Origin of the sequence: Sphaerisporangium flaviroseum, from assembly GCF_039537005.1 — a bacterium.
Taxonomy (GTDB): Bacteria; Actinomycetota; Actinomycetes; order Streptosporangiales; family Streptosporangiaceae; genus Sphaerisporangium; species Sphaerisporangium flaviroseum.
On sequence record NZ_BAAAZR010000004.1, the window covers coordinates 497,513 to 524,067 of the forward strand.

General features: G+C 69.6%; 28 protein-coding genes and 1 pseudogene. 18 read left to right on the plus strand and 11 right to left on the minus strand.

The window, feature by feature from the left end; genetic code table 11:
• Nucleotides 1-10: 10 nt before the first annotated feature.
• Together ABD810_RS13865 and ABD810_RS13870 are read right to left on the minus strand one after the other, a co-directional pair.
• Entirely contained in the window at nt 11-493 is a 483-nt protein-coding gene (locus tag ABD810_RS13865; RefSeq protein WP_344938725.1) for a hypothetical protein, read from the minus strand.
• Nucleotides 494-543: 50 nt separating this feature from the next.
• Nucleotides 544-1,434 carry an RHS repeat-associated core domain-containing protein gene (locus ABD810_RS13870; RefSeq protein ID WP_344938727.1) on the minus strand — a complete coding sequence of 297 codons (891 nt, stop codon included), beginning with the start codon at nt 1,432-1,434 and terminating at the stop codon, nt 544-546.
• Between the two features lie 60 nt (nt 1,435-1,494).
• On the opposite strand from ABD810_RS13870, the pseudogene ABD810_RS13875 reads away from it, so the two are divergent.
• Nucleotides 1,495-2,161 (plus strand): annotated as a pseudogene (locus ABD810_RS13875) (IS5 family transposase); the annotation flags it as partial.
• A gap of 9 nt (nt 2,162-2,170) precedes the next feature.
• Here the strand turns inward: ABD810_RS13875 and ABD810_RS13880 are convergent.
• Nucleotides 2,171-2,611 carry an ATP-binding protein gene (locus ABD810_RS13880; protein ID WP_344938729.1) on the minus strand — a complete coding sequence of 147 codons (441 nt, stop codon included), beginning with the start codon at nt 2,609-2,611 and terminating at the stop codon, nt 2,171-2,173.
• Nucleotides 2,612-2,916: 305 nt separating this feature from the next.
• Between ABD810_RS13880 and ABD810_RS13885 the strand changes: the two genes are divergently transcribed.
• The 3 genes from ABD810_RS13885 (at nt 2,917) to ABD810_RS13895 (ending at nt 4,969) form a co-directional block, all read left to right on the plus strand.
• A complete protein-coding gene (locus ABD810_RS13885) occupies nt 2,917-3,744 on the plus strand; it encodes a helix-turn-helix domain-containing protein (RefSeq protein ID WP_344938731.1) in 828 nt (275 codons plus the stop codon).
• Nucleotides 3,735-3,941, plus strand: a complete 207-nt coding sequence (locus ABD810_RS13890; protein ID WP_344938733.1) for a DUF397 domain-containing protein — start codon at nt 3,735-3,737, stop codon at nt 3,939-3,941. Before ABD810_RS13885 ends, ABD810_RS13890 begins: the two co-directional genes overlap by 10 nt.
• A gap of 128 nt (nt 3,942-4,069) precedes the next feature.
• Entirely contained in the window at nt 4,070-4,969 is a 900-nt protein-coding gene (locus ABD810_RS13895) for a CehA/McbA family metallohydrolase (RefSeq protein ID WP_344938735.1), read from the plus strand.
• A 161-nt stretch (nt 4,970-5,130) separates the two neighbouring features.
• Here ABD810_RS13895 and ABD810_RS13900 read toward each other — a convergent pair whose 3' ends face one another.
• Together ABD810_RS13900 and ABD810_RS13905 are read right to left on the minus strand one after the other, a co-directional pair.
• Complete coding sequence (locus tag ABD810_RS13900) at nt 5,131-5,397, minus strand: hypothetical protein (RefSeq protein ID WP_344938737.1); 267 nt, start codon at nt 5,395-5,397, stop codon at nt 5,131-5,133.
• 19 nt (nt 5,398-5,416) lie between these two features.
• Entirely contained in the window at nt 5,417-5,845 is a 429-nt protein-coding gene (locus ABD810_RS13905; RefSeq protein ID WP_344938739.1) for a CBS domain-containing protein, read from the minus strand.
• Nucleotides 5,846-6,042: 197 nt separating this feature from the next.
• Between ABD810_RS13905 and ABD810_RS13910 the strand changes: the two genes are divergently transcribed.
• From ABD810_RS13910 to ABD810_RS13960, 11 genes are all read left to right on the plus strand, one after another.
• The gene (locus ABD810_RS13910) at nt 6,043-7,440 is read left to right on the plus strand and encodes an aminopeptidase P family protein (protein WP_344938742.1); all 1,398 of its coding nucleotides are present in this window, start codon (nt 6,043-6,045) and stop codon (nt 7,438-7,440) included.
• A gap of 224 nt (nt 7,441-7,664) precedes the next feature.
• Entirely contained in the window at nt 7,665-8,486 is an 822-nt protein-coding gene (locus tag ABD810_RS13915; protein WP_344938744.1) for an MlaE family ABC transporter permease, read from the plus strand.
• The gene (locus tag ABD810_RS13920; protein WP_344938747.1) at nt 8,486-9,352 is read left to right on the plus strand and encodes an ABC transporter permease; all 867 of its coding nucleotides are present in this window, start codon (nt 8,486-8,488) and stop codon (nt 9,350-9,352) included. Before ABD810_RS13915 ends, ABD810_RS13920 begins: the two co-directional genes overlap by 1 nt.
• Nucleotides 9,353-9,360: 8 nt before the next feature.
• The gene (locus ABD810_RS13925) at nt 9,361-10,362 is read left to right on the plus strand and encodes an MlaD family protein (RefSeq protein ID WP_344938750.1); all 1,002 of its coding nucleotides are present in this window, start codon (nt 9,361-9,363) and stop codon (nt 10,360-10,362) included.
• Nucleotide 10,363: 1 nt separating this feature from the next.
• The gene (locus ABD810_RS13930) at nt 10,364-11,422 is read left to right on the plus strand and encodes an MCE family protein (RefSeq protein ID WP_344938753.1); all 1,059 of its coding nucleotides are present in this window, start codon (nt 10,364-10,366) and stop codon (nt 11,420-11,422) included.
• Nucleotides 11,422-12,447 carry an MlaD family protein gene (locus tag ABD810_RS13935; protein ID WP_344938756.1) on the plus strand — a complete coding sequence of 342 codons (1,026 nt, stop codon included), beginning with the start codon at nt 11,422-11,424 and terminating at the stop codon, nt 12,445-12,447. The genes ABD810_RS13930 and ABD810_RS13935 overlap by 1 nt, the downstream gene beginning before the upstream one ends.
• Nucleotides 12,448-12,491: 44 nt before the next feature.
• The gene (locus ABD810_RS13940; protein WP_344938758.1) at nt 12,492-13,544 is read left to right on the plus strand and encodes an MCE family protein; all 1,053 of its coding nucleotides are present in this window, start codon (nt 12,492-12,494) and stop codon (nt 13,542-13,544) included.
• A complete protein-coding gene (locus ABD810_RS13945; RefSeq protein WP_344938761.1) occupies nt 13,541-14,596 on the plus strand; it encodes an MCE family protein in 1,056 nt (351 codons plus the stop codon). Before ABD810_RS13940 ends, ABD810_RS13945 begins: the two co-directional genes overlap by 4 nt.
• Nucleotides 14,593-15,996 (plus strand): MlaD family protein, encoded by a 1,404-nt coding sequence (locus ABD810_RS13950; protein WP_344938764.1) that lies wholly within the window; start codon nt 14,593-14,595, stop codon nt 15,994-15,996. The genes ABD810_RS13945 and ABD810_RS13950 overlap by 4 nt, the downstream gene beginning before the upstream one ends.
• A gap of 23 nt (nt 15,997-16,019) precedes the next feature.
• Entirely contained in the window at nt 16,020-16,859 is an 840-nt protein-coding gene (locus ABD810_RS13955) for a hypothetical protein (RefSeq protein ID WP_344938767.1), read from the plus strand.
• Between the two features lie 38 nt (nt 16,860-16,897).
• Nucleotides 16,898-17,608 (plus strand): 4'-phosphopantetheinyl transferase family protein, encoded by a 711-nt coding sequence (locus ABD810_RS13960; protein ID WP_344938769.1) that lies wholly within the window; start codon nt 16,898-16,900, stop codon nt 17,606-17,608.
• On the opposite strand, the gene ABD810_RS13965 is transcribed toward ABD810_RS13960, so the two are convergent.
• Nucleotides 17,528-18,607 carry a cation diffusion facilitator family transporter gene (locus ABD810_RS13965; protein ID WP_344938772.1) on the minus strand — a complete coding sequence of 360 codons (1,080 nt, stop codon included), beginning with the start codon at nt 18,605-18,607 and terminating at the stop codon, nt 17,528-17,530. The genes ABD810_RS13960 and ABD810_RS13965 overlap by 81 nt on opposite strands.
• Before the next feature lie 139 nt (nt 18,608-18,746).
• Here ABD810_RS13965 and ABD810_RS13970 point away from each other — a divergent pair, with 139 nt between their 5' ends.
• From ABD810_RS13970 to ABD810_RS13980, 3 genes are all read left to right on the plus strand, one after another.
• A complete protein-coding gene (locus tag ABD810_RS13970) occupies nt 18,747-19,241 on the plus strand; it encodes a MarR family winged helix-turn-helix transcriptional regulator (protein WP_344938774.1) in 495 nt (164 codons plus the stop codon).
• An 86-nt stretch (nt 19,242-19,327) separates the two neighbouring features.
• Nucleotides 19,328-20,074: an LppX_LprAFG lipoprotein gene (locus tag ABD810_RS13975; RefSeq protein WP_344938777.1), complete on the plus strand. Its 747-nt coding sequence runs from the start codon at nt 19,328-19,330 to the stop codon at nt 20,072-20,074.
• A 4-nt stretch (nt 20,075-20,078) separates the two neighbouring features.
• Nucleotides 20,079-21,764: an MFS transporter gene (locus ABD810_RS13980; protein WP_344938780.1), complete on the plus strand. Its 1,686-nt coding sequence runs from the start codon at nt 20,079-20,081 to the stop codon at nt 21,762-21,764.
• A gap of 83 nt (nt 21,765-21,847) precedes the next feature.
• Here the strand turns inward: ABD810_RS13980 and der are convergent, their stop codons facing one another.
• The 5 genes from der to ABD810_RS14005 form a co-directional block, all read right to left on the minus strand.
• Nucleotides 21,848-23,272: a ribosome biogenesis GTPase Der gene (gene der / locus ABD810_RS13985; RefSeq protein ID WP_344938783.1), complete on the minus strand. Its 1,425-nt coding sequence runs from the start codon at nt 23,270-23,272 to the stop codon at nt 21,848-21,850.
• Nucleotides 23,273-23,359: 87 nt separating this feature from the next.
• Nucleotides 23,360-24,016: a (d)CMP kinase gene (gene cmk, locus ABD810_RS13990; protein WP_344938786.1), complete on the minus strand. Its 657-nt coding sequence runs from the start codon at nt 24,014-24,016 to the stop codon at nt 23,360-23,362.
• A 79-nt stretch (nt 24,017-24,095) separates the two neighbouring features.
• Nucleotides 24,096-25,190 (minus strand): prephenate dehydrogenase, encoded by a 1,095-nt coding sequence (locus tag ABD810_RS13995; protein WP_344938789.1) that lies wholly within the window; start codon nt 25,188-25,190, stop codon nt 24,096-24,098.
• Complete coding sequence (aroH, locus tag ABD810_RS14000) at nt 25,187-25,546, minus strand: chorismate mutase (RefSeq protein ID WP_344938791.1); 360 nt, start codon at nt 25,544-25,546, stop codon at nt 25,187-25,189. Before aroH ends, ABD810_RS13995 begins: the two co-directional genes overlap by 4 nt.
• 50 nt (nt 25,547-25,596) lie before the next feature.
• The coding region (locus ABD810_RS14005) for a pseudouridine synthase (protein WP_344938794.1) at nt 25,597-26,555 on the minus strand (959 nt) is incomplete at its 5' end.

A 26,555-nucleotide genomic window follows, 5' to 3' on the forward strand; every position in this document is an offset into this window, starting at 1 on the left:
GCCCATGACGTCACTTCTCAAATAGACCCAAGCCTTGGTAGTTAATCAGTAGATGTCGGTTCTCCGATCCGTTCGCGCGCTCGTCGACGGCGACGTACATCACCTTCTTCTGCACGACGCGCATCACCCCCGCGACGCACCCTCCGCACATCCGCTTGTCACGGGCAAGTGAGGACTCATCACGCGGAAGGGACTGCCACCCCTTTTTGTAGAAGGGCCGTAGTAATACCTCGGGTGCGATGTCGCCGGAGACCTGGACGTCCAAAGATGCTCCGTTGTCCGCCGAGTCACAACCGACAAATTCCTGCACCGAGGCCACCTCATCTGCGGGAATGAGTTTCAGTGCCTCATTACTGAGAAGCTGGATCTGCCGTTCCGCGATCTCGTAGCAACGGTCAGATGCGGTATCACCCCCCGGGACACACCCCGTTCCCGTGACGGTGAGGACGAGGACGAGGACGAGGACGAGGCCATTCCAAACAGAGCTTCGCACTACCGACCCTTCCATCTGTGCTCTCGACGTGGGCCATCATTCCCTAACGGTCAGTAGAATCTCGAATGGGTCCCCTCCGGGGCCGTCGCGATGCCCGTCACCTGATGACAATCGATCTTAAATCCATTCATGACCTTGCCGCAGAAGAGGAACATCGCCTCGTCGAACAGGTACTCCATGAGAGCGTCGAGGCCCTTCTCCCTCCACATCTTCCGCAGTTCTTTCTCATGAGTTCTCGCGTAGTCACGAGCGATCCTGTTGATCTCCTGGTCGAAGTCGCTCTCCTTCTTGTTCGTCGCCGCATATTTTTCGTGGTTGTCGGCGACCTGCTTCGCGAATTCAGTGCCGAAGGCTATCGTCGTCAGTACCTGCCAGATGAAGTGTCTTATTGCGCTGCGCAGGGGGGTTTCGACCTGGCCGATCTTCTTCCTCGCAAACTCCGAGGCGGCGTCGGAGATCTGTTTACCCCAATGGCACCTTTCATAGCCGAAGGACGTGATACATGCTAAGGCCTGTTTGTCCTGCGGCCCGAGGTTCGTGTACAGATCCCTGCACCACCTACAGATGATGGGGCCGGGGAGAGCCGCCTTGCCCGCATCGGACGAGTTCACTGGATCGCCGCAGACGTAGCCGTACGAATTGCAGACCACACCCGAGATGGGATCGTCGCTCTGTAGGAAGCGCCCGGTCACCGGGTTGTAGAGACGATCCCCCATGAGCGTGAGGCCACCGATGGTCTCCGTCGCACGCTGTGCACCGCCAAGCCAGCCGTACCGCTCGTCGCCTACGTTCGCCACTCGGGCGCCGCCGTATTCGGTGTACTCGGAGTAGTAATCGACTCCTGTGGGGGATGGGCTGTTATCGACCGTGGCAACTACGTCGCCATGCGGGTTGGTGAGATAGAACTTCGTCTCAGTGGTGCTCTTCTGGACCATGGCCATGCCGGCGAATCCGGTGACATAGCGCGTCCATGAGCCGTCCGCCTTGGAGACCCAGGCGGGTACGTAGCCACCACCGGATGTGCCTGGCGGCAGTTGCCGCCGGTCTTCGGCGCTTCCTGGCAGACGGTGCACCGCCGCTTCTCGGAGTGGAGCGCTGCCCGGGTGGGGGCCAAGCTGTACCGGATCGTGCTGGACGAATTCGGCGCCCGAGGAGAGCTGGACTGGTCGCGATGCGCGATCGACTCGGTCAGCGTGCGGGCCGTCAAAGGGAGGAGCTGACAGGCCCGAATCCTGTCGATCGCGGCAAGAACGGGTCGAAGATCCACCTCATCACCGAACGGACCGGTCTGCCCATCTCTGTCGCGATCAGCGCAGCCAACGTCCATGACAGCCTGGCGTTGGAACCACTGGTGTGTGGCATTCCACCGATCGCTCTCGCCGCGGCCCACGACGGCGGCGGCCTGGCAAGCTTCATGGCGACAAGGGCTACGACTATCCCCACCTGCGAACCTTCCTGCGCGAGCGGGGCATCGTCCCACGCATCGCCCGGCGAGGGATCGAGTCCAGCCGGCGGCTGGGACGCCACCGCTGGGTCGTGGAGCGGACGGTGTCCTGGTTGGCCGGCTGCCGCCGTTTACACCGGCGCTACGAGCGCCGGGCCGACCACTTCGCATCCTTCGTCGCCATCGCTGCAGCCCTTATCTGCTACCGCCGACTCACCAAATGAGTCACTGTCTTACTCCGCCACCTGGAACCAGACCGTCCTGCCCACCGCGGGATCGTGGTGTGACCCCCAAGCGGTCGCGATCGCGTTGACCAGCCACAGGCCCCGCCCGCCGTCGCCGTCGGCCGCCGCCACCCGGGCGACCGGCGCGCTCGTCGCCGATCCGGCGTCGGTCACCTCGACGTGGACCACCCGGGCGGCCCACGCGACCCGCACCGCCACCCGCCCGTCCGCCGCACGCCCGGACGCCGAGTGGGCCACCGCGTTGGTGACCACCTCGCTCAGCAGCAGCAGGACATCGTCCAGCGCCGGGGCCGCGATCCAGGTGACCAGCAACCCTCGCACCCAGGCCCTGGCCGCCGGCACGGACGCCTCCTCCCCGGGGAACTCACCGCGCCACCCACCCGCCGGCACCTCGCCGCCATGCTGGACGACCTGTTCCTCCCACCTCACGCGGTCACCACTGATCTGTTCCCCGGACACCTCGGATCGGAGGCCGCCGGGGTAAGGATGACAGCCCTTTCGATCACGCATCACTCGTCCCGTCCCTGACTCATCGGCGATGAAACGCTTTCTTTTTCTCGTGCTGCCGCAGAAAGAAGGCGTGTGCTTAGATTGCCGTCGTGAACGGTGAATCGATAACCGGTTCGGCACCCCAGAAGATGACCGGCAATGACGGGTCCTGGTTTGGCGAAACCCGCAACCGGTATTCCTGCTCAATCGAAAGGTCCGTTTTTCTCTAACTCGAGAGGAATGTGATGAGCGTCGAGCCCTTCCCCGACCCGGGATCCCCCCGCGCGCGTTTCGGCGCCGAGATGCGGCGGCTTCGCGAGGCCGCGCAACTGTCACAGGCCGCCGTGGCCTCCCGCCTCGGATGCACCCAGACCCAGGTGAGCCGCCTGGAGGCCGCCACCCGCACGCCGTCGAGGTCCGACGCCGAGAGGCTGGACCGGCTCTTCGGCTCCGGCGACAGCTCGTACTTCGCGAGCCTGCGGCAACGCATCGTCGCCGGAAATGGCGGGCCGACCTGGTTCAGGGGTTGGGTGGAAGAAGTGGAGCCGTCCGCTCATGTCCTGCGTTCTTGGGATCCCCTCCTGGTCCCCGGCCTCCTCCAAACAGAGGCATACGCACGAGCCATATTCAGCCTGGAGCCGCAGATCACTCCCGAGGAGGTTGAAGAGCGCGTCGAGGCCCGGATGCGACGCCGGAGAGTTCTCGAGAGGGAGAATCCTCCACTGGTTCTGGTACTTATCGACGCGGGCGTGCTACGCCGCCAGGTCGGTGAGGCGGAGGTCATGCGAGGACAACTTGAACATCTGCTTGCGGCGGCCGAGCGACCCACCGTCTCAATACAGATCGTCGATCCTGGATGCCTTCCAGGCATGGCAGGAGCTTTCATGATCGCCGAGCTTCCAGACGGTCAACCGGACACCGTTCATGCGGACTCCCCCGTCCAGGGCCAGATCACGGACGATCGCGAATTCGTGCTTTCCATCCGGAAGCGATATGAAGCGGTACGACTATGGGCATATCCTGAGCATGTATCTCGCAAAATGATCGAGGGAGTGAAGCGGGAATGGATTTGAGTAGCGCCGTGTGGCGGAAGTCATCGAAGTCTTCGGGAAACGGCGGTCAGTGCGTCGAGGTCGCCGTCAATCTGCCCGGTGTGGTCGCCGTACGCGACAGCAAGCACCCCGACGGCCCCAAGCTGATCTTCGATCCCGCCGAATGGCGGTCCTTCATCGGCGGACTCAAGACAGCGGGCTCAAGTCAAGCGACCTAGGCCACCCAGCCTGACCGCCGGGCTCAAAGCGGGCGTAGGTTGGGCTTGATCGTCTCGTCGATGTCCATGGAGGCACCCGCCGCCGCGACGTGAGCCGCCCCGACCGCCCGCCGGAAAGGACCCCGTAGATGCGCAATGTGCCCTTTGAGCGGCCTGGCAGGTTCTGGCGTGGCAATTTGCATACCCACTCGAACCTGTCGGACGGCGCACTGCCACCGGATCAGGTCGCGCGTGTCTATCAGCAGGCCGGATACGATTTCGTCGCCATCACCGATCATTTCCGGTCCGAATACGGATTTGCGCTTACCGACACCCGGGAGCTGCGAACCTCCGAGTTCACCACGATCCTGGGCGCCGAGTTGCATGCGCCTCGCACCGAATTCTCCAGCGAATGGCACATCCTCGCCGTTGGACTGCCGCTCGGCTTCCTCCCAACCGGCCCGAACGAGACCGGCCCGGAACTGGCCCGCCGTGCCCGCGACGCGGGGGCGTTCATCGGCATGGCCCACCCTGCGGCCTCCTTGCTCACACTCGCCGACGCCGAGAGCCTGGATGCCGCCGACGCGGTCGAGGTGTACAACGTCCTGGCGGCCAGAGAGGACAGGGGCGACAGCTGGCATCTGTGTGATCTGCTGCTGGGCCAGGGCCGCCGGCTCAGTGCGTACGCGGCCGACGACGCCCATTTCCAGCTCCAGGACCCGCCCGGCTGCCTCGCATGGGTGCACGTGCGTGCCGAGTCCCTCGACCCGGCAGCCCTGCTGGCCGCTCTCAAGGCCGGACAGTACTACTCCAGCACCGGACCCGAGATCCACGCCATCCGTCTCCATGGGGGTGGACTCACCGTCCGTTGTTCGCCGGCCAGCAAGGTGGTGGTCACCGGATGCGTTCCAGGCTCACGGGTGCGGGAAGGAGACGCGCTGATCGAATGCACTCTCCCACTCGACATGTTCGACAGAAGCACCTATGTGCGAGTCACCGTCGTCGACGCGGCCGGTGGACGAGCGTGGAGCAACCCGATCTGGCTGTGACGGCCTCTCGGACGCGATGTGCCGTGGCGTACCGGGCGGCTCACACGGTGATGACGATCTTCGCCCGACACAAAGGGAAGCGGCATGGACGCGCGACGGATCGGTCTCCGGTGGGCGCTCCGCAAGGCCGCGGTACGTGCGGACCTACTGGCGGACGCCGGTCAGTTCGGCTCAGGCGTGCTCGCCGGAGGCGCGGAACCTCCTGGCGGATCGGCGGGCCATTGCGTGAGCCGCTCCGGACGGTCCTCCCGGATGGCGGTGACGCCGTCGAGGGCGGCGAGGGCCTTGACCGCCGACCGCGATTCGAGCACCACCACGACGCGGGCATGCGGCAGTTCTTGGACGAGCACCGCGCCCGGGACCTCGGCCAGGCGGGCGCGGAATTCCTCGACGGGGACCGAGACGCCCACGATGTACGCGGCCTTCACCGGCCCGCCCGGCCCGGTCTCACCCGTGCAGGTAGTCGACGAGGTGCGCCTTCTCGGCCTCCAGCTCCTCGATGGCGCTCTTGACCACGTCGCCGATGCTGACGATGCCCGCCAACCGGCCCTCGCTGACCACCGGCAGGTGGCGGATGCGGTGGTCGGTCATGGTCTTGCGCAGATCGTCGACGTCGGCGTCGGGCCCGCACGTCCGTACGGAAGTCGTCATGATCGAGGACACCGGCTCGTCGAGGACGCCCGCGCCCCTCAGATGCATCTGCCGCACCACGTCGCGCTCGGACACGATGCCGACGATGGAGGCGCCGTCCTCCGACACCACGACGGCGCCGATGTTGTGTTCGGCCAGCGCTGCCAGCAACTCGGTGACAGTGGCCCCCGGTCGCACGGTGGCCACCGTGGTTCCCTTACCTCGCAGAATCGCGCTGATGAGCATCGACACCACCTCGTCACACTGGGAGAGGTCCGGAAGGGTACCTCTGACTTCCCCACCTAACGTCATGGTTAAGCGCATGCCGCGACAAAGCGGTGACGTCGGCGGAGACGGTCCGGCGCCGCGGAGCGCCGGGTCCGGCACCGGCGGGCCGGATGAGTAGCATGCCACACGCCCACTTTCTCTCCACGGGGACTCCGATGAGCGATGAGCTGAACACCGGCAGCCACGACCTGCCGATCTCCGACGCCCTGGCCGCGTTCATGAAGGACGGCTGGCAGGACACGAGCCGTCCCGGCCTCGCGCCCCTGCCCCTGGCCGCCTACACCGCCAAGCGCCGGGCCGCGCTCGTCCAGCGGTTCCCCGGCGAGCGGCTGGTCATCCCCTCGGGCACGCTGAAGGCGCGCAGCAACGACGACGACTACCGCTTCCGCACCCACAGCGCGTTCGCGTACCTCACCGGAGCCCAGGAGCCGGACGACGTGCTGGTCATCGCGCCGTCCGGCACGGCCACGTTGTTCATGCGCCCCCGTTCGCCCAGGTCCGCCGAGGGCACGGCCGGGCAGGAGTTCTACCGCGACCGCAGGTACGGCGAGTTCTGGGTGGGCGCCCGGCCCACCCTGGCGGAGGCCGAGGCGCTGCACCAGATCGAGTGCGCGCCGATCGGTCGTCTCCCGGAGGCGCTCACCGGTACCTCCCGGGTGCTTCGCGGCGTCGACGCGTCCGTGGACGCACAGGTGGCACCGCACGACGGCGACGGCGAGCTGACCTCGTTCCTGTCGGAGATGCGGCTGGTCAAGGACGAGTGGGAGATCGCCGAGCTCCAGCACGCGGTGGACGCGACGGGCCGGGGCTTCGAGGACGTCGTGCGGGCGCTGCCGCAGGCCCTCGCGCACCGCAGGGGCGAGCGGTACGTCGAAGGCGTCTTCGGGCTGCGGGCCCGGCTTGAGGGGAACGCCGTCGGCTACGACACGATCGCCGCCTCAGGTGCGCATGCCTGCGTGCTGCACTGGACCCGCAACGACGGCCGCCTGGACCGCGAGCAGCTCCTGCTGCTCGACGCGGGTGTGGAGACCGACGACCTCTACACCGCCGACATCACCCGCACCCTGCCGCTGTCGGGCCGGTTCAGCCCGATCCAGCGGCAGGTCTATGAGCTGGTGTACGAAGCACAGAGCGCCGCCATGGCGGTCCTGCGGCCCGGTGCCCGGTTCCGCGACTTCCACCAGGCCGCGATGCGGGTCATCGCCGGAGGCCTGCGCGAGTGGGGCGTGCTGGACTCGGTCGACGGCGACCTGTACCGGCGCTACACGCTGTGCAGCAGCGGGCACATGCTGGGTCTCGACGTGCACGACTGCGCCAAGGCCCGCGCGTCGGTCTACCTCGACGGCGTCCTGGAGGCCGGCCAGGTCCTGACCGTCGAGCCCGGGCTCTACCTCCAGCCGGACGACCTCACACTGCCGCCGGAGTTCCGGGGCATCGGCGTGCGCATCGAGGACGACTTGGTGATCACCGAGGACGGCGCCCGGCTGATGTCCTCCGGTCTGCCTCGCCACCCTGACGAGATCGAGACCTGGATGGGCCGGTTGCTGGACTGATCCCGAAGGCCCGGAGTGGCGCAAGGGCGCGAGCAGTGCGCCCTGACGCCTGCCGGGATAAGCGCTCACCAATCCCCATATGTGTGATCTCGGTCTCATAGCTTTTCCGCAAAAAACCACAAAAGCGTCGACTTACTGGACGGCCCGTCAGTAGGGTGACTGATTCGTAGAGGGGTCCGCGAGCCACGAGGTGGTCATGGCGGCAACACAACGATCGGCCGCCGATGGCGGGCGCTGAGGGCCGAGCCGGGACCGGAGGGCTCACGCGCGGGGCCGTGCGATTCGCCGGTGACACCCTGGGCCAGGTCGGAGAGCTGTTCGTCATCGCGCTGGAGGGCTTCCGGCGAAGCTGGGACATCCGCGCCTGGTGGTGGGAGTTCGTCAACCAGTGCTGGTTCCTCGCCCGGGTCACCAGCGTGCCCGTCCTGCTCGTGTCGATCCCGCTCGGCGCCACCATCGCGCTGCAGGTCGGCGACCTCGCCTGGCAGCTCGGCGCGTCGTCCGCGACCGGCGGCGCGGTGGTCGTGGGCGTGGTACGCGAGGTCGCGCCCATGGCGTCGGCGCTTCTCATCGCGGGGGCGGGCGGCTCGGCGATGACCTCCGACATCGGCGCCCGGCACATCCGTGACGAGCTGGCCGCGATGGAGGTCATGGCGGTCAACCCGATCCACCGCCTGGTCACCCCGCGCCTGTGGGCCGCCAGCACGGTGGCCGTCCTGCTGGTGCCGCTGGTCATCGTGTCGGCGGCCGGCGGGGGCTACTTCTTCAACGTGATCGTCCAGGGGGTCACACCGGGCGCCTACCTCGACGGGGCCCTGTCGCTGCTCCAGCTCAGCGACCTGCTCGTGACGCTCTTCAAGGCGTGGGTCTACGGATTCATCACCGCCACGGTGTCGTGCTACATGGGCATGACGTGCAAGACCAGCCCTGTGGGGGTCGGCCGGGCGGTCAACAAGGCCACCGTGGTGACCTTCATGCTCGTCTTCACCGTCAACTACGTCGTCTCGACCCTCTACTACGTCCTCTTCCCGTCCAGGTCCGTGTGATGGCGGCGATCCCGGGCGTGCGCACCGCCGGTTTCCGCGCCTACCGGGTCGCCCGGGGATGGGTCGAGGGGTTCGCCGCGCTCGCCGACGTTCCGGTGTTCGTCTGGCGGGTGCTGTTCTACTCGCTCAGGGACGTCATCCTGAGGCTGAAGTTCGGCAAGGTCGTGCTGCGCCAGGTCAGCGATGTGGTGGTGGGCGTGGGCGCCACCATCGTCGGCGGCGGCATGATCTTCGTGGTGTTCACGATGGCCTTCTTCGTCGGCGCCACCGTCGGCCTGCAGGGGTACCAGGGACTGGAGGCCATCGGCGCCCAGTCGTTCATGGGACTGGTCGGCAGCTTCATCAACGTCCGCGAGATCACGCCCATCATCGCCGCCGTCGCCCTCGCCGCGCAGGTCGGCTCCTCCTACACCGCCGAACTCGGCGCGATGCGGATCTCCGAGGAGATCGACGCGCTTGAGGTGATGGGCATCAGCTCCTTCACCTACCTGGTCTGCACCCGCGTCGTGGCCGCGCTCATCGCCCTGGTCCCGATCTACCTGATCGCGCTGTTCTCCAGCTTCTTCGCCACCCGCTTCATCTGCACGTGGTTCTTCGGGATGGCGCCGGGCGTGTACGACTACTACTTCCACCTGTACCTGCCGGTGCGGGACGTGGCCTACAGCGTGATCAAGGTGGCCGTCTTCGCGTTCTCGGTCATCGTCATCCACTGCTACTACGGCTACCACGCCAGCGGCGGCCCGGTCGGGGTGGGCATCGCCGCCGGGCGCGCGATCCGGCAGTCGATCATCGTGGTGGTGCTGCTGAACCTCCTGCTCTCCTACCTGTTCTGGGGGAACGGCGGGGGCGGGAGGCTGATCGGTTGAGGACCGAGGTGCCGCTCGTCTTACGGCTGGTCATCGCGATCGCCCTGGTCGCCGTGGCCGGGGCGACGCTGGTGTACGTGATCAGGGGCGCCGGCGACTCCGCAGGCCCCCGGTTCACCGCGGTGTTCGGGCACTCGGGCCAGGGGATGGACACCAACTCGCCGGTCAAGATCCGTGGCATCACCGTCGGCACGATCAGCGGCGTGACGCTGAACGACAAGGCGCAGTCCGTGGTCGCCATGCGCCTGGATCCCGGCGTGAACGTCCCGGACACCGTGACCGCGGCCATCGAGCCCGTCTCGGTGTTCGGTCCGAAGTTCCTCAACCTCATCCCGGGAGCACACGAGGGCAAGGGCCCCTACCTGCGCAGCGGGGCGCAGATCCTCAGGACCGAGGATCCCAAGGACCTGTCGGACTCGCTGGGCAAGGCCTACAAGGGGCTGAGCGCCGTGAACCCCAAGGAGGTCTCGGTCATCGTCCACACCCTGGCCCGCGGGCTGGACGGCAAGGGCGACGAGCTCAAGGACATCATCGACGACGGCGGCACGCTGATCGACGTGGCCCACCGCCACCGGGCCGACGCCCGGCGCTTCCTCGGGGACGCCGCGGCCCTCAGCACGAGCCTGGCCGGCAAGGGTCCCGGGATCGTCGCGATCATCCAGGACGTCAACGTCCTCACCCCCGACCTGCTGAGGCGGGCCGACAGGCTGCGCGCCCTGCTCCACGAGCTGAGCTCCATCTCCGCCCTGGCCGCGCACGGCCTGAACGAGCACCGCGGCGACCTCAAGGCGGCCGTCAACTCCGGCGAGCGGGCCGTGGCCCTCATCTACGCGCAACTGGGCGTCGCGGGGAGCGGCGTACGCGGGCTGAACCAGATCCTCGACCTGCTCAACGAGATGATCAAGGCCCCTGGGCCCGGGGGCGCCAACCAGCTCCAGGTGCAGGCGTTCATCGCGACGGACGTGTGCGAGCTGATCGTGGGCGCGTGCGGCCCGACGGACGGGAGGTGAGATGGCCGCATCGAGGGAACGCGTCGCGCGCCGCTGGACCCTGGCCAGGTTCACCGTGTTCTTCGTCGTGACCGCGGGACTGATCGTGGTCATCGGGATGCAGATCGCCCGGGTGGGCACCGGCGGCGGATACCGGCTCACGGCCACCTTCGACGACGTCTCCGGCCTGCGCGAGGGCGACCAGGTGAAGATCGCCGGCGCACCGGTGGGCCAGGTCGAGGGCATCAGGGTCGTGGACGGCAGGGCCGAGGTCGGCATGACGGTCCAGGAGGACGTCAAGGTCCCCTCCGACAGCGAGGCGGCGATCCGGTGGCGCAACGCCCTGGGCCAGCGCGTCGTCTACCTGGTGCCCGGCACCGCCGCGGACTTCCTCGGCGACGGCGCCCGCATCACCCGTACCGCCTCGGTCGTGGACCTGGGCGAGCTGGTCAGCGACCTCGGGCCGCTGACCCGCAGCCTGGACCCCGACCAGATCAACCAGTTGCTCACCGCCGCCGGGCAGGCGCTCGACGGCAACCAGGAGAACATCCCCCGTCTGGTCACCGACCTCGACCGCCTCACCACCACCGTGGTCGAGCGTAGGAAGACCATCCAGGCCATGGTGAAGGACTACGCGACGGTCACCGGCGTCGTGGCGCGCCGCGACAAGCAGATCGCGCGGCTGGTGGACAACCTGGTGACGCTGAGCGGCGCCTTCGCCGACAACCGCAAGCTCGTCGACGACGCGCTCGTGGAGCTGTCGGCCACCATGAGAACGTCCGACGCGATCCTCGGCTCCAACGCCCAGGAGCTGGGCGCGGTGACGGACCGGCTCGCCCTGCTCACCTCCGGCGTCCGAAAGCACGTCGGCGAGCTGGACGGGGTGATCAACACGATCCAGCCGCTGTTCGCCCGCGCCTTCTCCTCCAGCGACCGCGGGCACTTCATCACCACGGCCGTGCCCTGCCTCGCCCTCGGCCCTCCTCCGTGCCCGTACCCGATGACCACTCCCCCGCCGCTGCGCGACTCGGCGAAGCTCACCACGGCCAAGGACCTTCAGCGTCTGATGGTGGGTGGCTGATGGCGCTGAAGTCGTTCAAGGACCGCAACAAGGTCGCGGTGGGCATCGTGTCCCTGGCCGTCCTCGGCGCCCTGCTGACCGGAACGTTCCTCGTCGGCACCCTCGGCATCCTCGACTCCGGGTACGCGATGTCAGCGATCTTCCCCGACTCCGGCGGCCTGCGCGTGGGCAACGACGTACGGGTGGCCGGGGTCAAGGCGGGCAAGGTGACGGAGGTCCGGCCCGACTACGAGCAGGGCAACGTCGTCGTCACCTGGCTCGTCGACCACGACGTCAGGCTGGGCCAGAAGACCCGTGCCGAGGTCACCCTCTCCAACCTGCTCGGCGGGCGCTACCTCAAGCTGAGCGGGCCGGTCACCCCGCCGTACATGGACCAGCTCCCCGAGTCCCGCAGGCGGATCCCGATCCAGCGGACCGGCACCCCTGTGCTGATCAACGACGCGCTCAAGGACGCCACCCGCGTGGTGCAACGCCTGGACACCAAGGCCGTCGACAAGCTCCTCGACGAGCTGTCGAAAGTGGAAACCGGTAAGAAGGGGCAGGTCACGCACCTGCTGGACAACATCGGCGAGCTGTCCGACACGATCAGCAAGAGCGAGCCCGAGCTGCGGAAGTTGCTGGACAACGGCAACAGGATCATGAAGATCGTCGAGTCCAAGGACAAGGAGCTGGGCCGGCTCATCGACGCGATCCAGGTCATGCTGGACGAGCTGCGCCTGCGCCGCGACGAGCTGCGATCCCTGCTCGGGAACGGCAGCCACCTGGTCGCCACCCTGTCGGACCTGATCGACCGGCACGAGAGGAGCCTGATCGGCACCGTCGACAACGTGAGCGCGATCACGGGCAGGCTGAGCGGCAGCACCCGGGGGCTCAACGACACCCTCGCCTGGGTGGGCCCCACCTTCTCCGGGCTGTCCAACCTGGGCGGCCAAGGGCCGTGGGTGGAGGCGATCGCCGCCGGGCTCGGCCCGATCAACCCCGAGGTGCTCGGCGCCATCCGCAAGGACAGGAAGAGCGCCCGATGAGGCGGCCGGCGAAGGGCCGCGTACCAGGTGCCACACCTGTCCCCGTGGCAGGCCCGGCCCGGACCGGGCGCGTCGTGGCGGTCGTGCTCGCGCTGCTCCTGCCGCTGTGCACCGCAGCCTGCTCGGTGCTGCCCGGTGGTCCCGCGCCGTACCGCGTGGTGGCCTACTTCGCCGCGGCCCCCTCGCTGTACGAGCAGGCCAAGGTGAAGGTGATGGGCCTGGACGCGGGCTCGGTCGACCGGATTCGGGTCGAGGGCAGGCGCGTCAGGGTCGAGTTGACGGTCGACGGGGAGGTGCCGCTACCCGCCGATGTGAAGGCGGTCGTCGCTCCCCAGGACACCCTGGGCGAGCGCAACGTCGTCCTGTACCCACCCTGGAAGCCGGGACAGGCGAAGGCGGTCCCCGGCACTGTCATCCCCGAGGAGCGCACCGACCTCCCGGTGGAGGTCGACGACGCGCTGGAGGCGTTCACCAAGCTCACCGACGCCCTCGACCCCAGGAAGACGCGCGCGGTCGCCGGCAACCTGGCCGACGGGGTCAGGGGCCGGGGCAAGGACCTCAACAAGGCGCTGTCGGCCACCGCCGACCTCACCCACACCCTGGCCGGTCAGGACGAGCAGCTCATCGAGCTGGCCGACGGGCTGAACCGGCTCGCCACCAGCCTCAACAAGCGAGAAGACCAGGTCAAGCGTACGATCGACGCCTTCGCCGACGCCAGCGCCACCCTGGCGGACGAGCGCGCCCGCATCCAGGCCTTCATCCACGGCCTCGCGGGTTTCGTACGGCGAGGCGACGTGCTGATCACCGCCTACCAGGAACGGCTGCCGCGCGGGGTCGCGTCGCTCGCCGAGGTGGTGCTCACGCTGAAGGCCAACAGCGAATCGGTCGCCCAGGCCATCAAGGCGTCGTCGGGATGGGCGGACGTCATGCTCGACTCCTGGGACAAGGAGCACCACGTGATGAAGATCCGCCTGGTGCTCAACGCGATGGTCCGGGCGTGGCTCACCCCGCTGTTCGACGCCCTCGACCTGGGCCGGGTCCCCTGCCTGCCGGGTGAGCTGAGCAACTGCCCATGGGAGCGGGGAGGCGCCAGGTGAAGCCGGTGACCCGTACGGCCGTCCTGCTCGCGAGCGTCCTGGCTCTCTGCGTGAGCGTGAGCGGGTGCAGCCTGCGGACGGCGGGCGCGCCGACCGGATCGCTCACGATCAACGCGACCTTCGACGACGCCCAGAGCCTGGTCGCCGGCCACAGCGTGCAGATCTCCGATGTCCACATCGGCACGGTCACCGGCGTCACCCTCGCCGGCTACCGCGCCAAGGTGACGATGTCCATCCAGGACGGCCGCCGGATCCCCAAGGGCACGAGGGCGACCGTGGCCAAGACGTCCATCCTCGGCGAGAACTACGTCGAACTGGAGATCCCGGAAGGCCGGGACCTGACCACGGGCCCGTTCATGCGGAACGGCGAGACGATCACCAAGACCTCGGTTCAACCGGACATCGAGCAGGTCACCGCGAAGGCCGGCCCGCTGATCGACGCCCTCAGCGGGCAGGACATCAACGCGATCCTCGACGCCGCCGCCACCGCGTTCGGCGGCAAGGGCGAGGACCTGAACCGGCTCATCTCCAGGACCACCGAAGTGGCCGCGACCTACGCCGAGGCACGCGCCGACATCGCCATCGCCATCGACGGGCTCGCCCGGCTCGGCTCGGACCTGGAGAAGGGCGGCCCGGAACTCGACAGGCTGCCCGGGACCCTGGAGGCCGCCACCGCCAGGCTGGCCCACGGGCGCCACCACGTGAAGCAGGTCCTCATCGAGCTGACCGACCTCGCCAGGGCCGCCAACAAGACCTTCTATCCCCGGCACGCGGCCCGACTGAAGCACCTGCTCGACCGGCTCGACGCGATCGCCGGCTCGATGCTGCGCGGCAAGGAGGACCTCAAGAGGCTCGTGTCCACGATGCGGAAGTTCATCGGCACCCCGCCCATCACGGCCAACGGCCAGCTCCTGATCTACGTCTGGCTCAAGGGGCTGCTCCCGCCCAGGTCGCGGAGCGCGAGCCCGCCCTCGGGGAACGGCAAGCCGCCGTCGCAGGACCGCGACCCACGCGACGACGGCTTCCGGCTGCTGCTGGAGCCGCCACGATGAGAGTCCGCATCCTGGTCAACCTGGTCTTCTTCGCCATCCTCGGCGTGGTGATGACGGTCTGGGCGTTCACCAGCATCATCAAGCTCGACGTGATCACCAAGCCCTACCGGGTGACGGCCGAGTTCGAGTCCTCGCCCGGTCTGGTCGACGGCGTCGAGGTGGCCTACCTCGGTGTGCGCGTCGGCAAGGTCGGCGACATCCGGCTGGCCCCCGGGAAGATCGTCATCGGTCTGGACATCGACAGGGACACGCGGCTGCCGCAGGGCGTGACCGCCGAGATCCGGCGCAAGTCCGCCATCGGCGAGCCGTACGTCGAGCTGTCCCCGCCGTCGAAGGGCACCGGCGGCCCGGCGCTCGCCGCGGGGGACGTGATCCCGCTGGCCAAGACCTCAGTGCCGATCGACTACAAGAAGGTCTTCGACGGCGTCGGGAAGCTCCTCGACTCGGTACCGGCCGACGACGCCCGTACCATCGTGCACGAGGTGGCGACGGGCCTGGACGGGCGTGCGCCCGCGCTGCGCGGCATCATCGACGACGCCCACGACCTGACCGGCACCCTGGCCGAGAACGCCGACCTGCTCGACGACCTCTCCGGGCAGCTCACCAGGCTCACCGGCACGCTGGCGGGCAAGCGCGAGAAGCTCGCCGGCGGCATCTCCGACCTCTCCGCCGTCACCGCGTCGCTGCGCGCGTCCCGCAGGGACCTGAACACGATCCTCGACCGGGGGCCGGGGGTGTTCGGGCAGATCGACCACCTGCTCAAGACGGCCCGGCCCGGCTTCTCGTGCCTGCTCACCGCGTCCGCGGAGCATCCCGGCACCGTCTTCACGCCCGGGAACGAGCGGTACGTCCACCACGTGCTGAGCATCATCCCGACGGCCGTGGCCTTCGCCGACGACATCACAGAAAAGCGCGCGGACGGCGTCTACGCCAGGGTGACGTTCATCTTCAGCGTCCCCGGCGGCCCGAAGGTCGCGGAGGAGTACGAGCACCCGCTGGCCCCTCCCAAGGTGCCCCGGCTGCGGCACTGCCCCAAACCACCGAAGAACTACGACGACGACTCATCCCCCGTCTCGGTATCCGCCCCGCGCGACGTCCCGCCCACCTCGGACCGTGGCTCCGGCTCGGGTGGGACCGGCTCCGGCTCGGATGGGACCGGCTCCGGCTCGAACGGGACCGGCTCTCGCGGGGGCGGCTCGGGCCGGAACGGCTCGGCATCGGACGGGAACGGTACCGCGGCGCCTGGCGGCGAACCGTCCCGCACCGGGGAGGACACCGCCGCCGGGGCGAGGCCGGACAGCGACGTCACCCCGTTCATCGTCCTGATCTTCCTGGCCGTCGTCATCTCGGGTGGGGTGCTCGGCTGGATCGCCGTCGGCCGGAGCTCCCGGCGACGTTGACACCCCGAGGAGAAGTGACACACATGACCAAGCCCGCGCTCACCGAGGACCGTGAGGAAGAGCAGGCCCAGGACACCCCCGTCCCGCAGGCCGGGGAGGCGACCGCCGAGCACAAGGCGGAAACTCCGCGAACCGGAGATGAGCAGGCGGAGGAGGGGGCCGAGGAGAAGGCCCCGGAGGGGGTCGCGGAGAAGGCGGAGGAGAAGGCCGCGGAGAGTGCCGTGGGGAAGGCCGCCGCCGTCCCTGTGGAAGGGCTCGACGAGGGCGGTCGTACGGTGAAGCGCGTGTCATGGCGGGCGCGGGTGGCCGGAGCGGTGACGGCCGCGCTCTTCGCGGCGGCGGTGACCGCCGGGGTCCTGCAGTGGCGGGAGGCGAACGCGCTCGCCGAGGAACGGGCGGCGCGCATGGCCGTGTCCACGGCGGCGGGCCAGTTCAGCCGCTACCTGCTCACCTACGACTACCGCGACCTGCAGACGGCCCGCGAACAGGTGCTGGCGCTCTCCACCGGCGACTTCCTGAAGACCTACGACGAGGCCTTCATCAACGGCGCCCTGCAGAGCGTGATCATCAAGCTGAAGGCGGTCTCGACCGCCTCCGTGCGCGGTGTGTACGTCGGAGACGTCGGCGAGGCGCGCGCCGAGGCCATCGTGCCCGTGGACCAGCAGGTCACCAGCGACGCCGGCACCCGGCGGGTACTCGGCACCTATCTGGACCTGAAGCTGTCGCTGGAGAAGGGCGTCTGGAAGGTCGACGAGGTGGTGACGCTCGGCGCGGCCGACGAGCAGGTGACCAAGAAGGACGGCACCACGATCCCGGGCGGCACCCCCACCCCCGGCCCTTCACCCGCCGAGCCCAAGCCCTGACCCTGCCCGTGGGCAGGGTCAGGCCCTAATCTGTACGGGTGCGCCCCTCCCTCGTCATGGCCGGTCCCTCAGCGGCGGTGCTGGCTCGGGCGAGCGGTACGCTGACGCTCGCCGAGAACGAACGCGCGGAGCGGTTCCTCCAGGAGCGCGACCGGCACGACTTCGTCGCCGCCCACCTGCTCGTCAGGCAGTGCGCGGCGACCTACCTCGGGCTCTCCGCGAACGACCTGACGCTCGTCCAGCACTGCGAGGAGCACGGCCCCGGCCACGGCCGCCCGTCCATCATGGAGGTCCCCGATCTGGGGGTCAGCCTCTCCCACACCCCTGGCTACGTCTGCGCCGTGGTGGGCATGGGCCAGGTGGGGGTGGACGCCGAGCTGGCGCCGGAAGGTGACGCGGACCCCGAGGTGGCCGGCCTCGCGCTGACGCCCCGCGAGACCGCATTGGTCGGCGGAGACAACCGCCGGATGATCCGCCAGTGGGTCCGTAAGGAGGCGCTGGTCAAGCGGGGGGAGTTGAGCCTCGACCGCTTCCCGCGCACCGACCTGTCCGAGCTGCCGCTGGACCCCTCGCCACGGCCCGCCAACGGCTCCGGGCCGTATCCGGTGGCGACCGGGCCGTCCGGTGACGGAGAGGGCGTGACGACGCTCGAATGGCGTGGCCGCCGCCTACTGGAGTGGACGGCCGGCATCGTCATCGCGACCGCCATCACCGATCACCCGGCCGAGCTCCGCCGGATCGACGCCTGACTCCTCACGATCCGTTCCAAGCGTGCCCGCGGCCTCGGTGGCGCGCGGTGCCCGGTGGCCGGTCGCGTGCCCGGGAGTGGGATCGAGGAAGACATGGGTGATCGAGGGCCAGCGCTCGCTGAGCCGGCGCTCCATCTGGTCCGCCACCTCCTCCAACCGTCCCCCGGTGTACTCGTCCCCAAAGTCGATCTTCGCCGCGACCAGCACGTCGTTGGGTCCCAGCATCATGGTCAGAAGCTCGACGACGCTCTCCACCTCCGGCCGTGACACCAGCTCCTCGCGGATCTCGCGCTGCAGCCCCGCCGGGGCGGCCTGGCCGATCAGCAGCGACGCGTTGGCCCTGATCAGGCTGAGCGCGACGCCGAGCAGCAGCAGGCCGATCATGACCGAGGCCGCGCCGTCCCACAACGGCGAGCCGGTGAGCTGGAAGCCGAGAAGGCCCAGGGCGGCGATGAGGATGCCGATCAGGGCCGCCGAGTCCTCGAGGACGACGGCCTTCACCGCGGTGTCGGAGGTTCGGGCGACGTACCGCCCCGGGCTCACGCTCCAGCGGGCCGCCTCGCGACGCACCTGGTAGACGGCTCTGACGAACGAGATGGTCTCCAGGACGAAGGAGACCGCCAGAACGATGTAGGAGACATGAAGGTCACCCAGCTCCTCCCCGTATCTGATGGTGTGCACGCCGTGCGTGATGGAGAAGCCCGCCCCGATCACCAGCGTCGCGCCCGCCGCCATCAGCGCCCAGAAGAACCCTGCCTTGCCGTACCCGAACGGATGCCGACGGTCGGCGGGGTGCTCGCTGCGTCTGACCGCGACCAGAAGCAGTACCTCGGTCACCGTGTCCGCGGCGGAGTGCGCCGCCTCGGAGAGCATGGCGGATGAACCGCTGATGAGCCCGGCCACCAGCTTCGCTATCGCGATCACGAGGTTGACCCCCGCCGCCACCAGAACGGTGAGGAAGCTCTCGTTGCCTCCGCTTGGCTCCGTCTTCGCGCTCATTTCGCCCGTTCTGCCCCCAACGGAACTCGGCTACCGGCGTGTGGCCACAATGTTCGGCTTCTGGACAGATCCAAGTATTCAGAGTATTCGGCCGGGGTCAGGCGCTTGGTCGGCCGTCAGGAGATATAGATTCACCACCATGAGCACGGCGGAGACGCAGGACCTGGACCCGAACTGGCTGAGCAGCGGCGAGCAGCGAGCCTGGCGTGCCCACCTGTCCGCGCACAAGCTTCTCGAGCACCGGCTCGACCGCGAGCTCCAGGAGTTCGGGCTGTCGGTGAACGACTACGAGATCCTCGTCAGCCTGTCCGAGAGCCCGGGGCATCGCATGCGCATGAGCGACCTCGCCGAGGCGACGATCCAGTCACGCAGCCGGCTGTCCCACCAGATCGCCCGCATGGAGGCCGCTTCCCTGGTGAGCAGGGAGAGCTGCCCCGATGACCGGCGAGGCACGTTCGCGGTGCTGACCGAGCACGGCTGGGAGACCATCCAGCGGGTCGCCCCCATGCACGTCGCCAACGTCCGCTACCACTTCATCGACCGTCTGGCCCCGGAGCTGATCGAGGCACTCGAATCCGCCTACGCCCCGGTCGTGACCCATCTTCTGCGCCTGCGCGCCGAGGAACGCGCGTAACCCCGATGCGGCTTCGGCGGGACGACCTCAAACCGATACCTGCGAACACTGCTGTTGTGTCGTCGGCGATCGCTAGCATCCGGGCTGTGTCGAAAAGGTCGCTCACCTACTGGCCGTCCCGTCTCCGGGTGCCCGGCGCCATGGCGCGCCGCGCTCGCGTGCCGTGGCTCCTCGCGCAGTTCCTGGTCCCGTTCTGCCTGGTCGTCGCGTGCACCTCCTCCCCCGGTGCGGCGGCCCTCCCCGGCGCGCAGGAGCTGTTGAACAGGTCCGCGACGGCGATGCGGTCGGTCAAGACCGTGGCCTTCACGATCGCCACCGAGGGCAACCCGCCCGTCCCGGTGAAGCACGCCGAGGGCTCCCTGACCAAGGAAGCCGACGCGCAGGGAACGATCCAGATCAACGTCCTCGGCAACCTGCAGGAGCTGAACTTCGTCCTGACGGGCGACACCGTCTACTTCAAGGGCCCCACCGGCGGGTACCAGACCATGACCCGCCGGCAGCTGGCCGGCATCTACGACCCGTCGGCCATCCTCGACCCTGAGAAGGGCGTGGCGCGGCTGCTCTCCACCACCTCCAACGCGAAGACCGAGGCGGAGGAGGAGGTGGGCGGCGCCGCCTCCTACCGCGTCGCGGTGGGCCTGTCCCAGCAGGTCATCACCACGCTGGTGCCGGGAGTGAACCAGGCGGTCAACGCGAAGGTGTGGGTCGACAAGGCCACGAGCCGCCTGCTGAAGGCGAACCTTCCCGTCGGCACCGGCGCCAACGCCGGCACGGTCGTCGTGACCTTCGAGAACTACGACGCGCCCGTGACCATCACCGCTCCGGCGAAGTAGCCCGATGACCGGCCCCGCTCATAACGATCATCACCCGGCGACCACGGAACCCGCCCCCTCCGGGCCCGGCGCCACCCCTGCCTCCCCCCGCGCCGCCACGACCACCCCGCCCCCGCCCGGCCCCGCCGGCAGCGTGCCCTCGCCGGCTCCCGCGCCAGGCCACTCCGCCAGGCGGCGGGTGGTCCTCGGGGTGGGGGGCACCGCCGTGCTGCTCGCCGCGCTGGACGCCTACGTCGTGGTCACCGTCCTGATCGACATCGCCAGAGACGTGGGGGTGCCGCTCAACCACCTGGAGCGGGCCACACCGGTCGTCACCGGCTTCCTGCTGGGCTACATCGCGGCGATGCCCCTGCTCGGCCAGCTCTCCGACCGGTACGGCCGCCGCCCGCTGATCCACGCCTGCCTGGCCGGCTTCGCGGCGGGCTCCGCGCTCACGGCGCTCGCCGCGTCGATCCCGATGCTCACGGCCGGCCGCGCGCTCCAGGGCATCGCCGGCGGCGCCCTGCTCCCGATCACCATGGCCCTGATCGGCGACCTGTGGGACGAGCACGCCCGCCCGGTCGCTCTGGGAGCGGTGGGCGCGGCGCAGGAGCTGGGAAGCGTTCTCGGGCCCCTGTACGGCGCGGGGGTGGCCGCCCTCGTCGGATGGCGGGGGATCTTCTGGATCAACCTCCCGCTCGCCCTGCTCGCCGCGGTGGCCGTCCACCGGACGGTGCCCGCGCCGAGGGCCCGAAGCGGCCCCCGGCCGCGGATCGACGTCGTGGGCGGCCTGCTGCTCGCGCTCGCGCTGGGCCTGCTGGTGGCCGGGCTGTACAACCCCGAGCCCGACAAGGCGGTCCTGCCCTCCTGGGGCGTGCCCGCCATCGCCGCCGGCCTGGTGGCCGCGGTGGTGTTCGTCGTGTGGGAGATGCGCTCGCCGACGCGGCTGCTCGACATGGGCGGCGTGCGGCGGGGCCCGTTCTTCGCCTCGCTGGCCGCCAGCTTCCTCACCGGCGCCGCGCTGCTCGTCACCCTGGTCGACGTGCAGTTCGCGGCGCAGACGCTGCTCCTGAAGGACACGGTCGGCGGGGCGCTGGTGCTTTCGAGGTTCCTGATCGCGCTCGCCGTCGCGGCGTTCGCCGGGGGCATGCTGGCGCGCCGGTTCGGTGAGCGGATCGTCGCCGTGAGCGGGCTGGTGGTGGCCGCGGCCGGCTACGTGCTGATCTCGCGCTGGCCGCTCGCGCTGGCCTCCGCCGAGTATCCCCTCGGTCTTCCCCGTATGGACGTCGACCTGGTCATCGCGGGTCTCGGCCTCGGCGCGGTGATCGCGCCGATCTCCTCGGCGGTGCTCCGGGTGACCCCGGCCGACCGGCACGGAGTGACCTCGGCCGCGGTCGTGGTGACCCGCATGATGGGCATGCTGCTCGGTGTCGCCGGGCTCTCGGCCTGGGGTTTCTACCGGTTCCAGTCACTCACCGCACACCTGGACACGCCGCTGCCGTTCGGCGTCGAGCCCGAGGAGTACGCCCGGCGCCTCGCGGCGTACACCGCCAAGATCACCGAAGCCCTGCATGCGGAGTACACCGAGATCTTCCTGCTGACGGCGATCCTCTGCGGCATCGGAGCGATCGTCGCCCTCGCCCTGCCCCGGCGTGCCGCCGCCGGCGTGCCCGGCTCTACGGACACACCCCTGGCCGGCCATAACCCCTGACCCACCGGCCCGCCGCACGCTCCGGGCGTCCTCGGCGGCCATCCCGAGAGCCGTGGAAACGCACGGCGCTCGGGGCCGGGAGGCTACTTCTTCTTGGGTGCGCCGCGCTTCTCGCGGATCCTCATCGTGACCTCGACCGGGGAACCGGCGAAGCCGAACTCCTCGCGGATGCGACGCTCGATGAAGCGGCGGTAGGTCTCCTCGAGGAAGCCGGAGGTGAACAGCACGAACTTGGGCGGCTCGATCGACGCCTGGGTGGCGAACAGGATCTTGGGCTGCTTGCCGCTGCGGACCGGCGGAGGCGTGGCCGCGACCAGCTCCGACAGGAAGGTGTTCAACCGGGCCGTCGGCACGCGCGTGGTCCACGAGTCGAGTGCCTTCTCGATGGCGGGGACGAGCCTTTCGACGTGGCGCCCGGTCTTGGCGGAGATGTTGACGCGCAGCGCCCACGGGACGCGGACGAGCTGGCGGTCGATCTCCCTTTCCAGGTAGTAACGCCGGTCCTCGTCGACCAGGTCCCACTTGTTGAAGGCGACGACCATGGAACGACCGGACTCGATGACCATGCTGATGATGCGCAGGTCCTGCTCGGTGAGCACCTCGGAGGCGTCGATGAGCACGACGGCGACCTCGGAACGCTCAAGAGCGGCCTTGGTGCGCATGCCCGCGTAGAAGTCGGCGCCCTGCAGCTCGCGCTCGCGGCGGCGGATCCCGGCCGTGTCGACGAAGCGCCAGGTCTTGCCGCCGAGCTCGATCAGCTCGTCGACCGGATCACGGGTGGTGCCGGCCATCGGATCGACCAGCACCCGCTCCTCGCCCGCCAGCTTGTTCAGCAGGGAGGACTTGCCGACATTGGGCTTGCCCACCAGCGCGACCCTGCGAGGGCCGCGCTCGGCGCCGAAGCGCTGCGGCGGCGCCTCCGGCATGGCGTTCAGCAGGATGTCGAGCAGGTCGCCGCTGGAACGGCCGTGCAGGGCCGAGACCGGCTGCGGCTCGCCGATGCCGAGGGACCACAGCGTGGCGGCCTCCAGCTCCATGCGCTGGTCGTCGACCTTGTTGGCCGCCAGCACCAGAGGCTTGCCCGAGCGCCGCAGCACTCCGGCGACCGTCTCGTCGGCGTCGGTGACCCCGACGGTGGCGTCCACGACGAACAGGATCACGTCGGCCAGCTCGACCGCGATCTGCGCCTGCTCGGCGATGCGCTGCGCCATGCCGGTGGCGTCCGGGTCCCATCCGCCGGTGTCGACCAGGGTGAACCGGCGGCCCCGCCAGGTGCCCTCGTAGGTCACGCGGTCACGGGTCACGCCCGGCACATCCTCGACGACCGCCTCGCGGCGGCCGATGATGCGGTTGACCAGCGTGGACTTTCCCACGTTGGGACGCCCGACGACGGCCACCACCGGGAGCGGCCCGGAATCCGGCTCCGCCTCCGGCGCAACGCCGTCGTCCTCGAATTCCGCGAGATGGGCCTCGGTCCAGCCGCCCTCGTCGCCGTATTCCCCCGTCACGTCACGTCCGTTTCCTTTGATGCCCACCCTTACCCGGCGGCTCGGCGGGACTGCGGCCTCTCGGCCCGCCCGCGCGGCGTCACCGGGTCAGGTGCGCTCTTTCACAAGTCTCAGAACCTCGGAGACGACCTCTTCCAGGGTCAGCTCCGTGGTGTCCAGCTCGATCGCGTCGGCCGCCATCACCAGAGGATCGGCCTTACGCGTCGAATCAAGAGTGTCACGCCGCGCCATCTCGATTTGCTGCGCCTCCACCGTCGTGCCGCTCAGCTCGGCGGTGCGGCGCCGCGCGCGGGCCTCGGGGCTCGCGGTCAGGTAGACCTTCACCGGCGCGCCGGGCGCGACGACCGTGCCGATGTCGCGGCCCTCGACCACTATGTCACCGTCGCCGATGATCGCTCGCTGCTCGCCGACCAGCCGGCCACGGACCTCGGGGACGGCGCTGACCGCGGAGACGGCGGAGGTGACCTCGCGGGTGCGGATCTCGGCGGACACGTCGGAGCCGTCCACGGTGACGCCGGGGGCCTCGGGGTCGGTGCCGATGACGAGCACCGGCTCCGCGACCCGGGCGCCGATCGCCGCGGGGTCGCCCAGATCGACGCCGTGCCGCAGCATCCACCAGGTGATCGCGCGGTACATCGCCCCGGTGTCGAGATAGCGCAGCCCCAGCGCGCGCGCCACTCCGCGCGACGCGCTCGACTTGCCCGACCCCGAAGGACCGTCCATCGCGACGACCAGTGCGGTCACGGCATCTCCCTCTGCGACCCGATTGAGTTGTCCGCAAAGAGGGTACCGGGAATCGGCCACCACCCGGGCATCGTCGCTCCTAGGGGACGTGCCATCCGTGCGCGCGGAGGGCCTCGGCCAGCACCTCCGCCGCCTCGGGCTGGACCGACAGCTCGGCGGCGCCCAGCGGCAGCCCGGGGGCGTGCTCCAGGCGGACGTCCTCGATGTTGACGCCGGCGTCCCTGGCCACCTGGAACAGGCGGGCCAGCTCGCCGGGACGGTCGCCGACGAGGGCCTGGACCACGGCGTAGGCCCTCGGAGGGCCGCCGTGCTTGCCCGGGATCCTGCTCTGGCCGGCGTTGCCGCGCTTCAGCAACTCGGTGACGCGGTCGATGGCCATGGTGTCGTCGACCGAGACCGCGCGCAGGGCCGCGGCGGCGACCGCCAGGTCGGTGGCGACGGCCTCCAGGACCTCGGCCACCGGACGGGCGTTGCCCGACAGGATGACGGCCCACAGGCCCGGATCGCCTCCGGCCACCCGGGTCACGTCGCGCACGCCGGGCCCGGCGAGGCCGAGCGCGGTGTCGGAGGCCTCGGCCAGGCGCGCGGCCACGGCCGAGGCCGCGACGTGCGGGGCGTGCGAGACCAGGGCGACCGCCTCGTCGTGCGCGACCGGATCGACCTCGACGGCGTTGCCACCGCAGAGCTCGATCAGTGAGAGCACGGCCTGGACGGCCTGCGCCGAGGTCTCGGCGCCCGGGCAGTACGCCCAGGGCCGGCCGAGGAACACATCGGCACGCGCCGCGGCGGGACCGGACCGCTCGCGGCCCGCGAGCGGATGACCGGCGACGTAGCTGGTCATGTCGCAGCCGAGCTGGACCGCCTGGGCTATGGGCAGGGCCTTGACGCTGGCCACGTCGGTGTAGAAGCGGGCGGCGTCGGTCTTCTGCAGGTCGAGCAGCCACTGCGCCACGAACTGCGGCGGCACGGCGACCACCGCGAGATCGACGGGCTCCCCGCCGGGCGCCCATTCCTCTCCCGCTCCGAGCTCCCGCGCCAGCCGTACGGCTCCGGCGTCCTGGTCGGCGAGCTTGACGGTCACCCCGTGCTCCCGGAGGGCGAGGGCGATCGACGTGCCGATCAGGCCGGTGCCGACGACCAGGACGCTGCTGAGGCCGGGAGCGGAGCCGCTCACTGCGCGATGTCCACTCTCAGGGCGGTCGCCCCGCGGAGGTAGACGTGCTGGATCTCCTGGCGGGGCCGATCGGTGGCCACGTGGGCCATCAGGCGCACCACGCGCGGCAGCGCGCCCGGCACGTCGATCTCGCTCGCGCAGATGAGCGGCACATCGTGGAAGCCCAGCTTGCGGGCGGCGAGTGCGGGGAACTCGGCGGTGAGGTCGGGCGTGGCCGTGAAGACCACGCTGATCACGTCGTCGGTGGTCAGCCGATTTCGCCCCATCACCTCGGTGACCAGCTCGGTCACCCCGGCGAGGATGGCCTCCCGATCGTTGGAGTCGATCTGGGTGGCACCCCGGATGGCCCGCACCATGTCATCCCCTTCTCACACTGCCGCCCGGCCGTGCTCTGCTTCCGATCAGGCTACATTCCCACGACGGCGTAAAGGTCGCCGACCTCCTTGAGCGTGAGCGTCCGCAGCGTGCCCGGCTTGAGCCGTCCGAGCTTCACGGGCCCGAACTCGATGCGGGCCAGGTCGATCACGGAGTGACCCTCCTGCTCCAGCATCCGACGGACGACGTGGGTGCGGCCCTCGTGGAGCACGATCTCGACCAGCGCCTGCTGGCCGTGCTCCTGGACGATCTTGAAGTCGTCGGCCTTGGCGATGCCGTCCTCCAGCTCGACGCCCTTCTTCAGGCGGCGGCCGAGGTCGCGCGGGATCGGGCCGGGGACCTTCGCCCAGTACTTCTTCTCGACGCCGAAGCTCGGGTGGGTGAGCCTGTGGGCCAGCTCGCCGTCGTTGGTCAGGATGATCAGACCCTCGGTCTCGGTGTCGAGGCGCCCGACGTGGAACAGCCGCTCGGTGCGGTCGGCGACGTAGTCGGACAGGGCCGGGCGGCCCTCGGGGTCGGACATCGTGCTGACGACGCCGATCGGCTTGTTGATCGCGAAGTACACCAGGTCGGGCGCGGTCGGGATGCGCTTGCCGTCGACGTGGATGACCTGCTTGGCCGGGTCGACACGGGCGCCGAACCGGCGCACGACCTGGCCGTCCACCGTGACGCGGCCCTCGCCGATCAGCTCCTCGCAGGTGCGGCGGGCCGCCACTCCGGCCTGGGCGAGCACCTTCTGCAGCCTGATGCCGTCCGGCACCTCGGTCGTGTCGCGCTCGTCGGTGTAGTCGGAGGGGAAGAAGTCGGGATCGCGCAGCGGCTGGCGGGAGGTCTTGAACGCTCCGCCCCGCTCGGGACGGGCGGCCTGGCCGCGCCCGGCCGCGCTGCCGCCACGGCCCAGCGGCGCACCGCCGCGCGTCACCTTGCCGCGGCCCGCCGTGGCGCCACGGCGGGCCGGCGCGCCTGGGCGGCCCGGCTGGGAACCCGCCC

Bases quoted from the DNA above. Each gene is read 5' to 3' on its own strand.
- ABD810_RS13955 (WP_344938767.1), top strand. From the start codon at position 16,020: ATGACCAAGCCCGCGCTCACCGAGGACCGTGAGGAAGAGCAGGCCCAG.
- ABD810_RS13950 (WP_344938764.1), top strand. From the start codon at position 14,593: ATGAGAGTCCGCATCCTGGTCAACCTGGTCTTCTTCGCCATCCTCGGC.
- ABD810_RS13890 (WP_344938733.1), top strand. From the start codon at position 3,735: ATGGATTTGAGTAGCGCCGTGTGGCGGAAGTCATCGAAGTCTTCGGGA.
- ABD810_RS13970 (WP_344938774.1), top strand. From the start codon at position 18,747: ATGAGCACGGCGGAGACGCAGGACCTGGACCCGAACTGGCTGAGCAGC.
- ABD810_RS13895 (WP_344938735.1), top strand. From the start codon at position 4,070: ATGCGCAATGTGCCCTTTGAGCGGCCTGGCAGGTTCTGGCGTGGCAAT.
- ABD810_RS13905 (WP_344938739.1), bottom strand. From the start codon at position 5,845: ATGCTCATCAGCGCGATTCTGCGAGGTAAGGGAACCACGGTGGCCACC.
- ABD810_RS13915 (WP_344938744.1), top strand. From the start codon at position 7,665: ATGGCGGGCGCTGAGGGCCGAGCCGGGACCGGAGGGCTCACGCGCGGG.
- aroH (WP_344938791.1), bottom strand. From the start codon at position 25,546: ATGGTGCGGGCCATCCGGGGTGCCACCCAGATCGACTCCAACGATCGG.
- ABD810_RS13920 (WP_344938747.1), top strand. From the start codon at position 8,486: ATGGCGGCGATCCCGGGCGTGCGCACCGCCGGTTTCCGCGCCTACCGG.
- ABD810_RS13885 (WP_344938731.1), top strand. From the start codon at position 2,917: ATGAGCGTCGAGCCCTTCCCCGACCCGGGATCCCCCCGCGCGCGTTTC.
- ABD810_RS13870 (WP_344938727.1), bottom strand. From the start codon at position 1,434: ATGGCCATGGTCCAGAAGAGCACCACTGAGACGAAGTTCTATCTCACC.
- ABD810_RS13980 (WP_344938780.1), top strand. From the start codon at position 20,079: ATGACCGGCCCCGCTCATAACGATCATCACCCGGCGACCACGGAACCC.
- ABD810_RS13935 (WP_344938756.1), top strand. From the start codon at position 11,422: ATGGCGCTGAAGTCGTTCAAGGACCGCAACAAGGTCGCGGTGGGCATC.
- ABD810_RS13910 (WP_344938742.1), top strand. From the start codon at position 6,043: ATGAGCGATGAGCTGAACACCGGCAGCCACGACCTGCCGATCTCCGAC.
- ABD810_RS13965 (WP_344938772.1), bottom strand. From the start codon at position 18,607: ATGAGCGCGAAGACGGAGCCAAGCGGAGGCAACGAGAGCTTCCTCACC.
- ABD810_RS13930 (WP_344938753.1), top strand. From the start codon at position 10,364: ATGGCCGCATCGAGGGAACGCGTCGCGCGCCGCTGGACCCTGGCCAGG.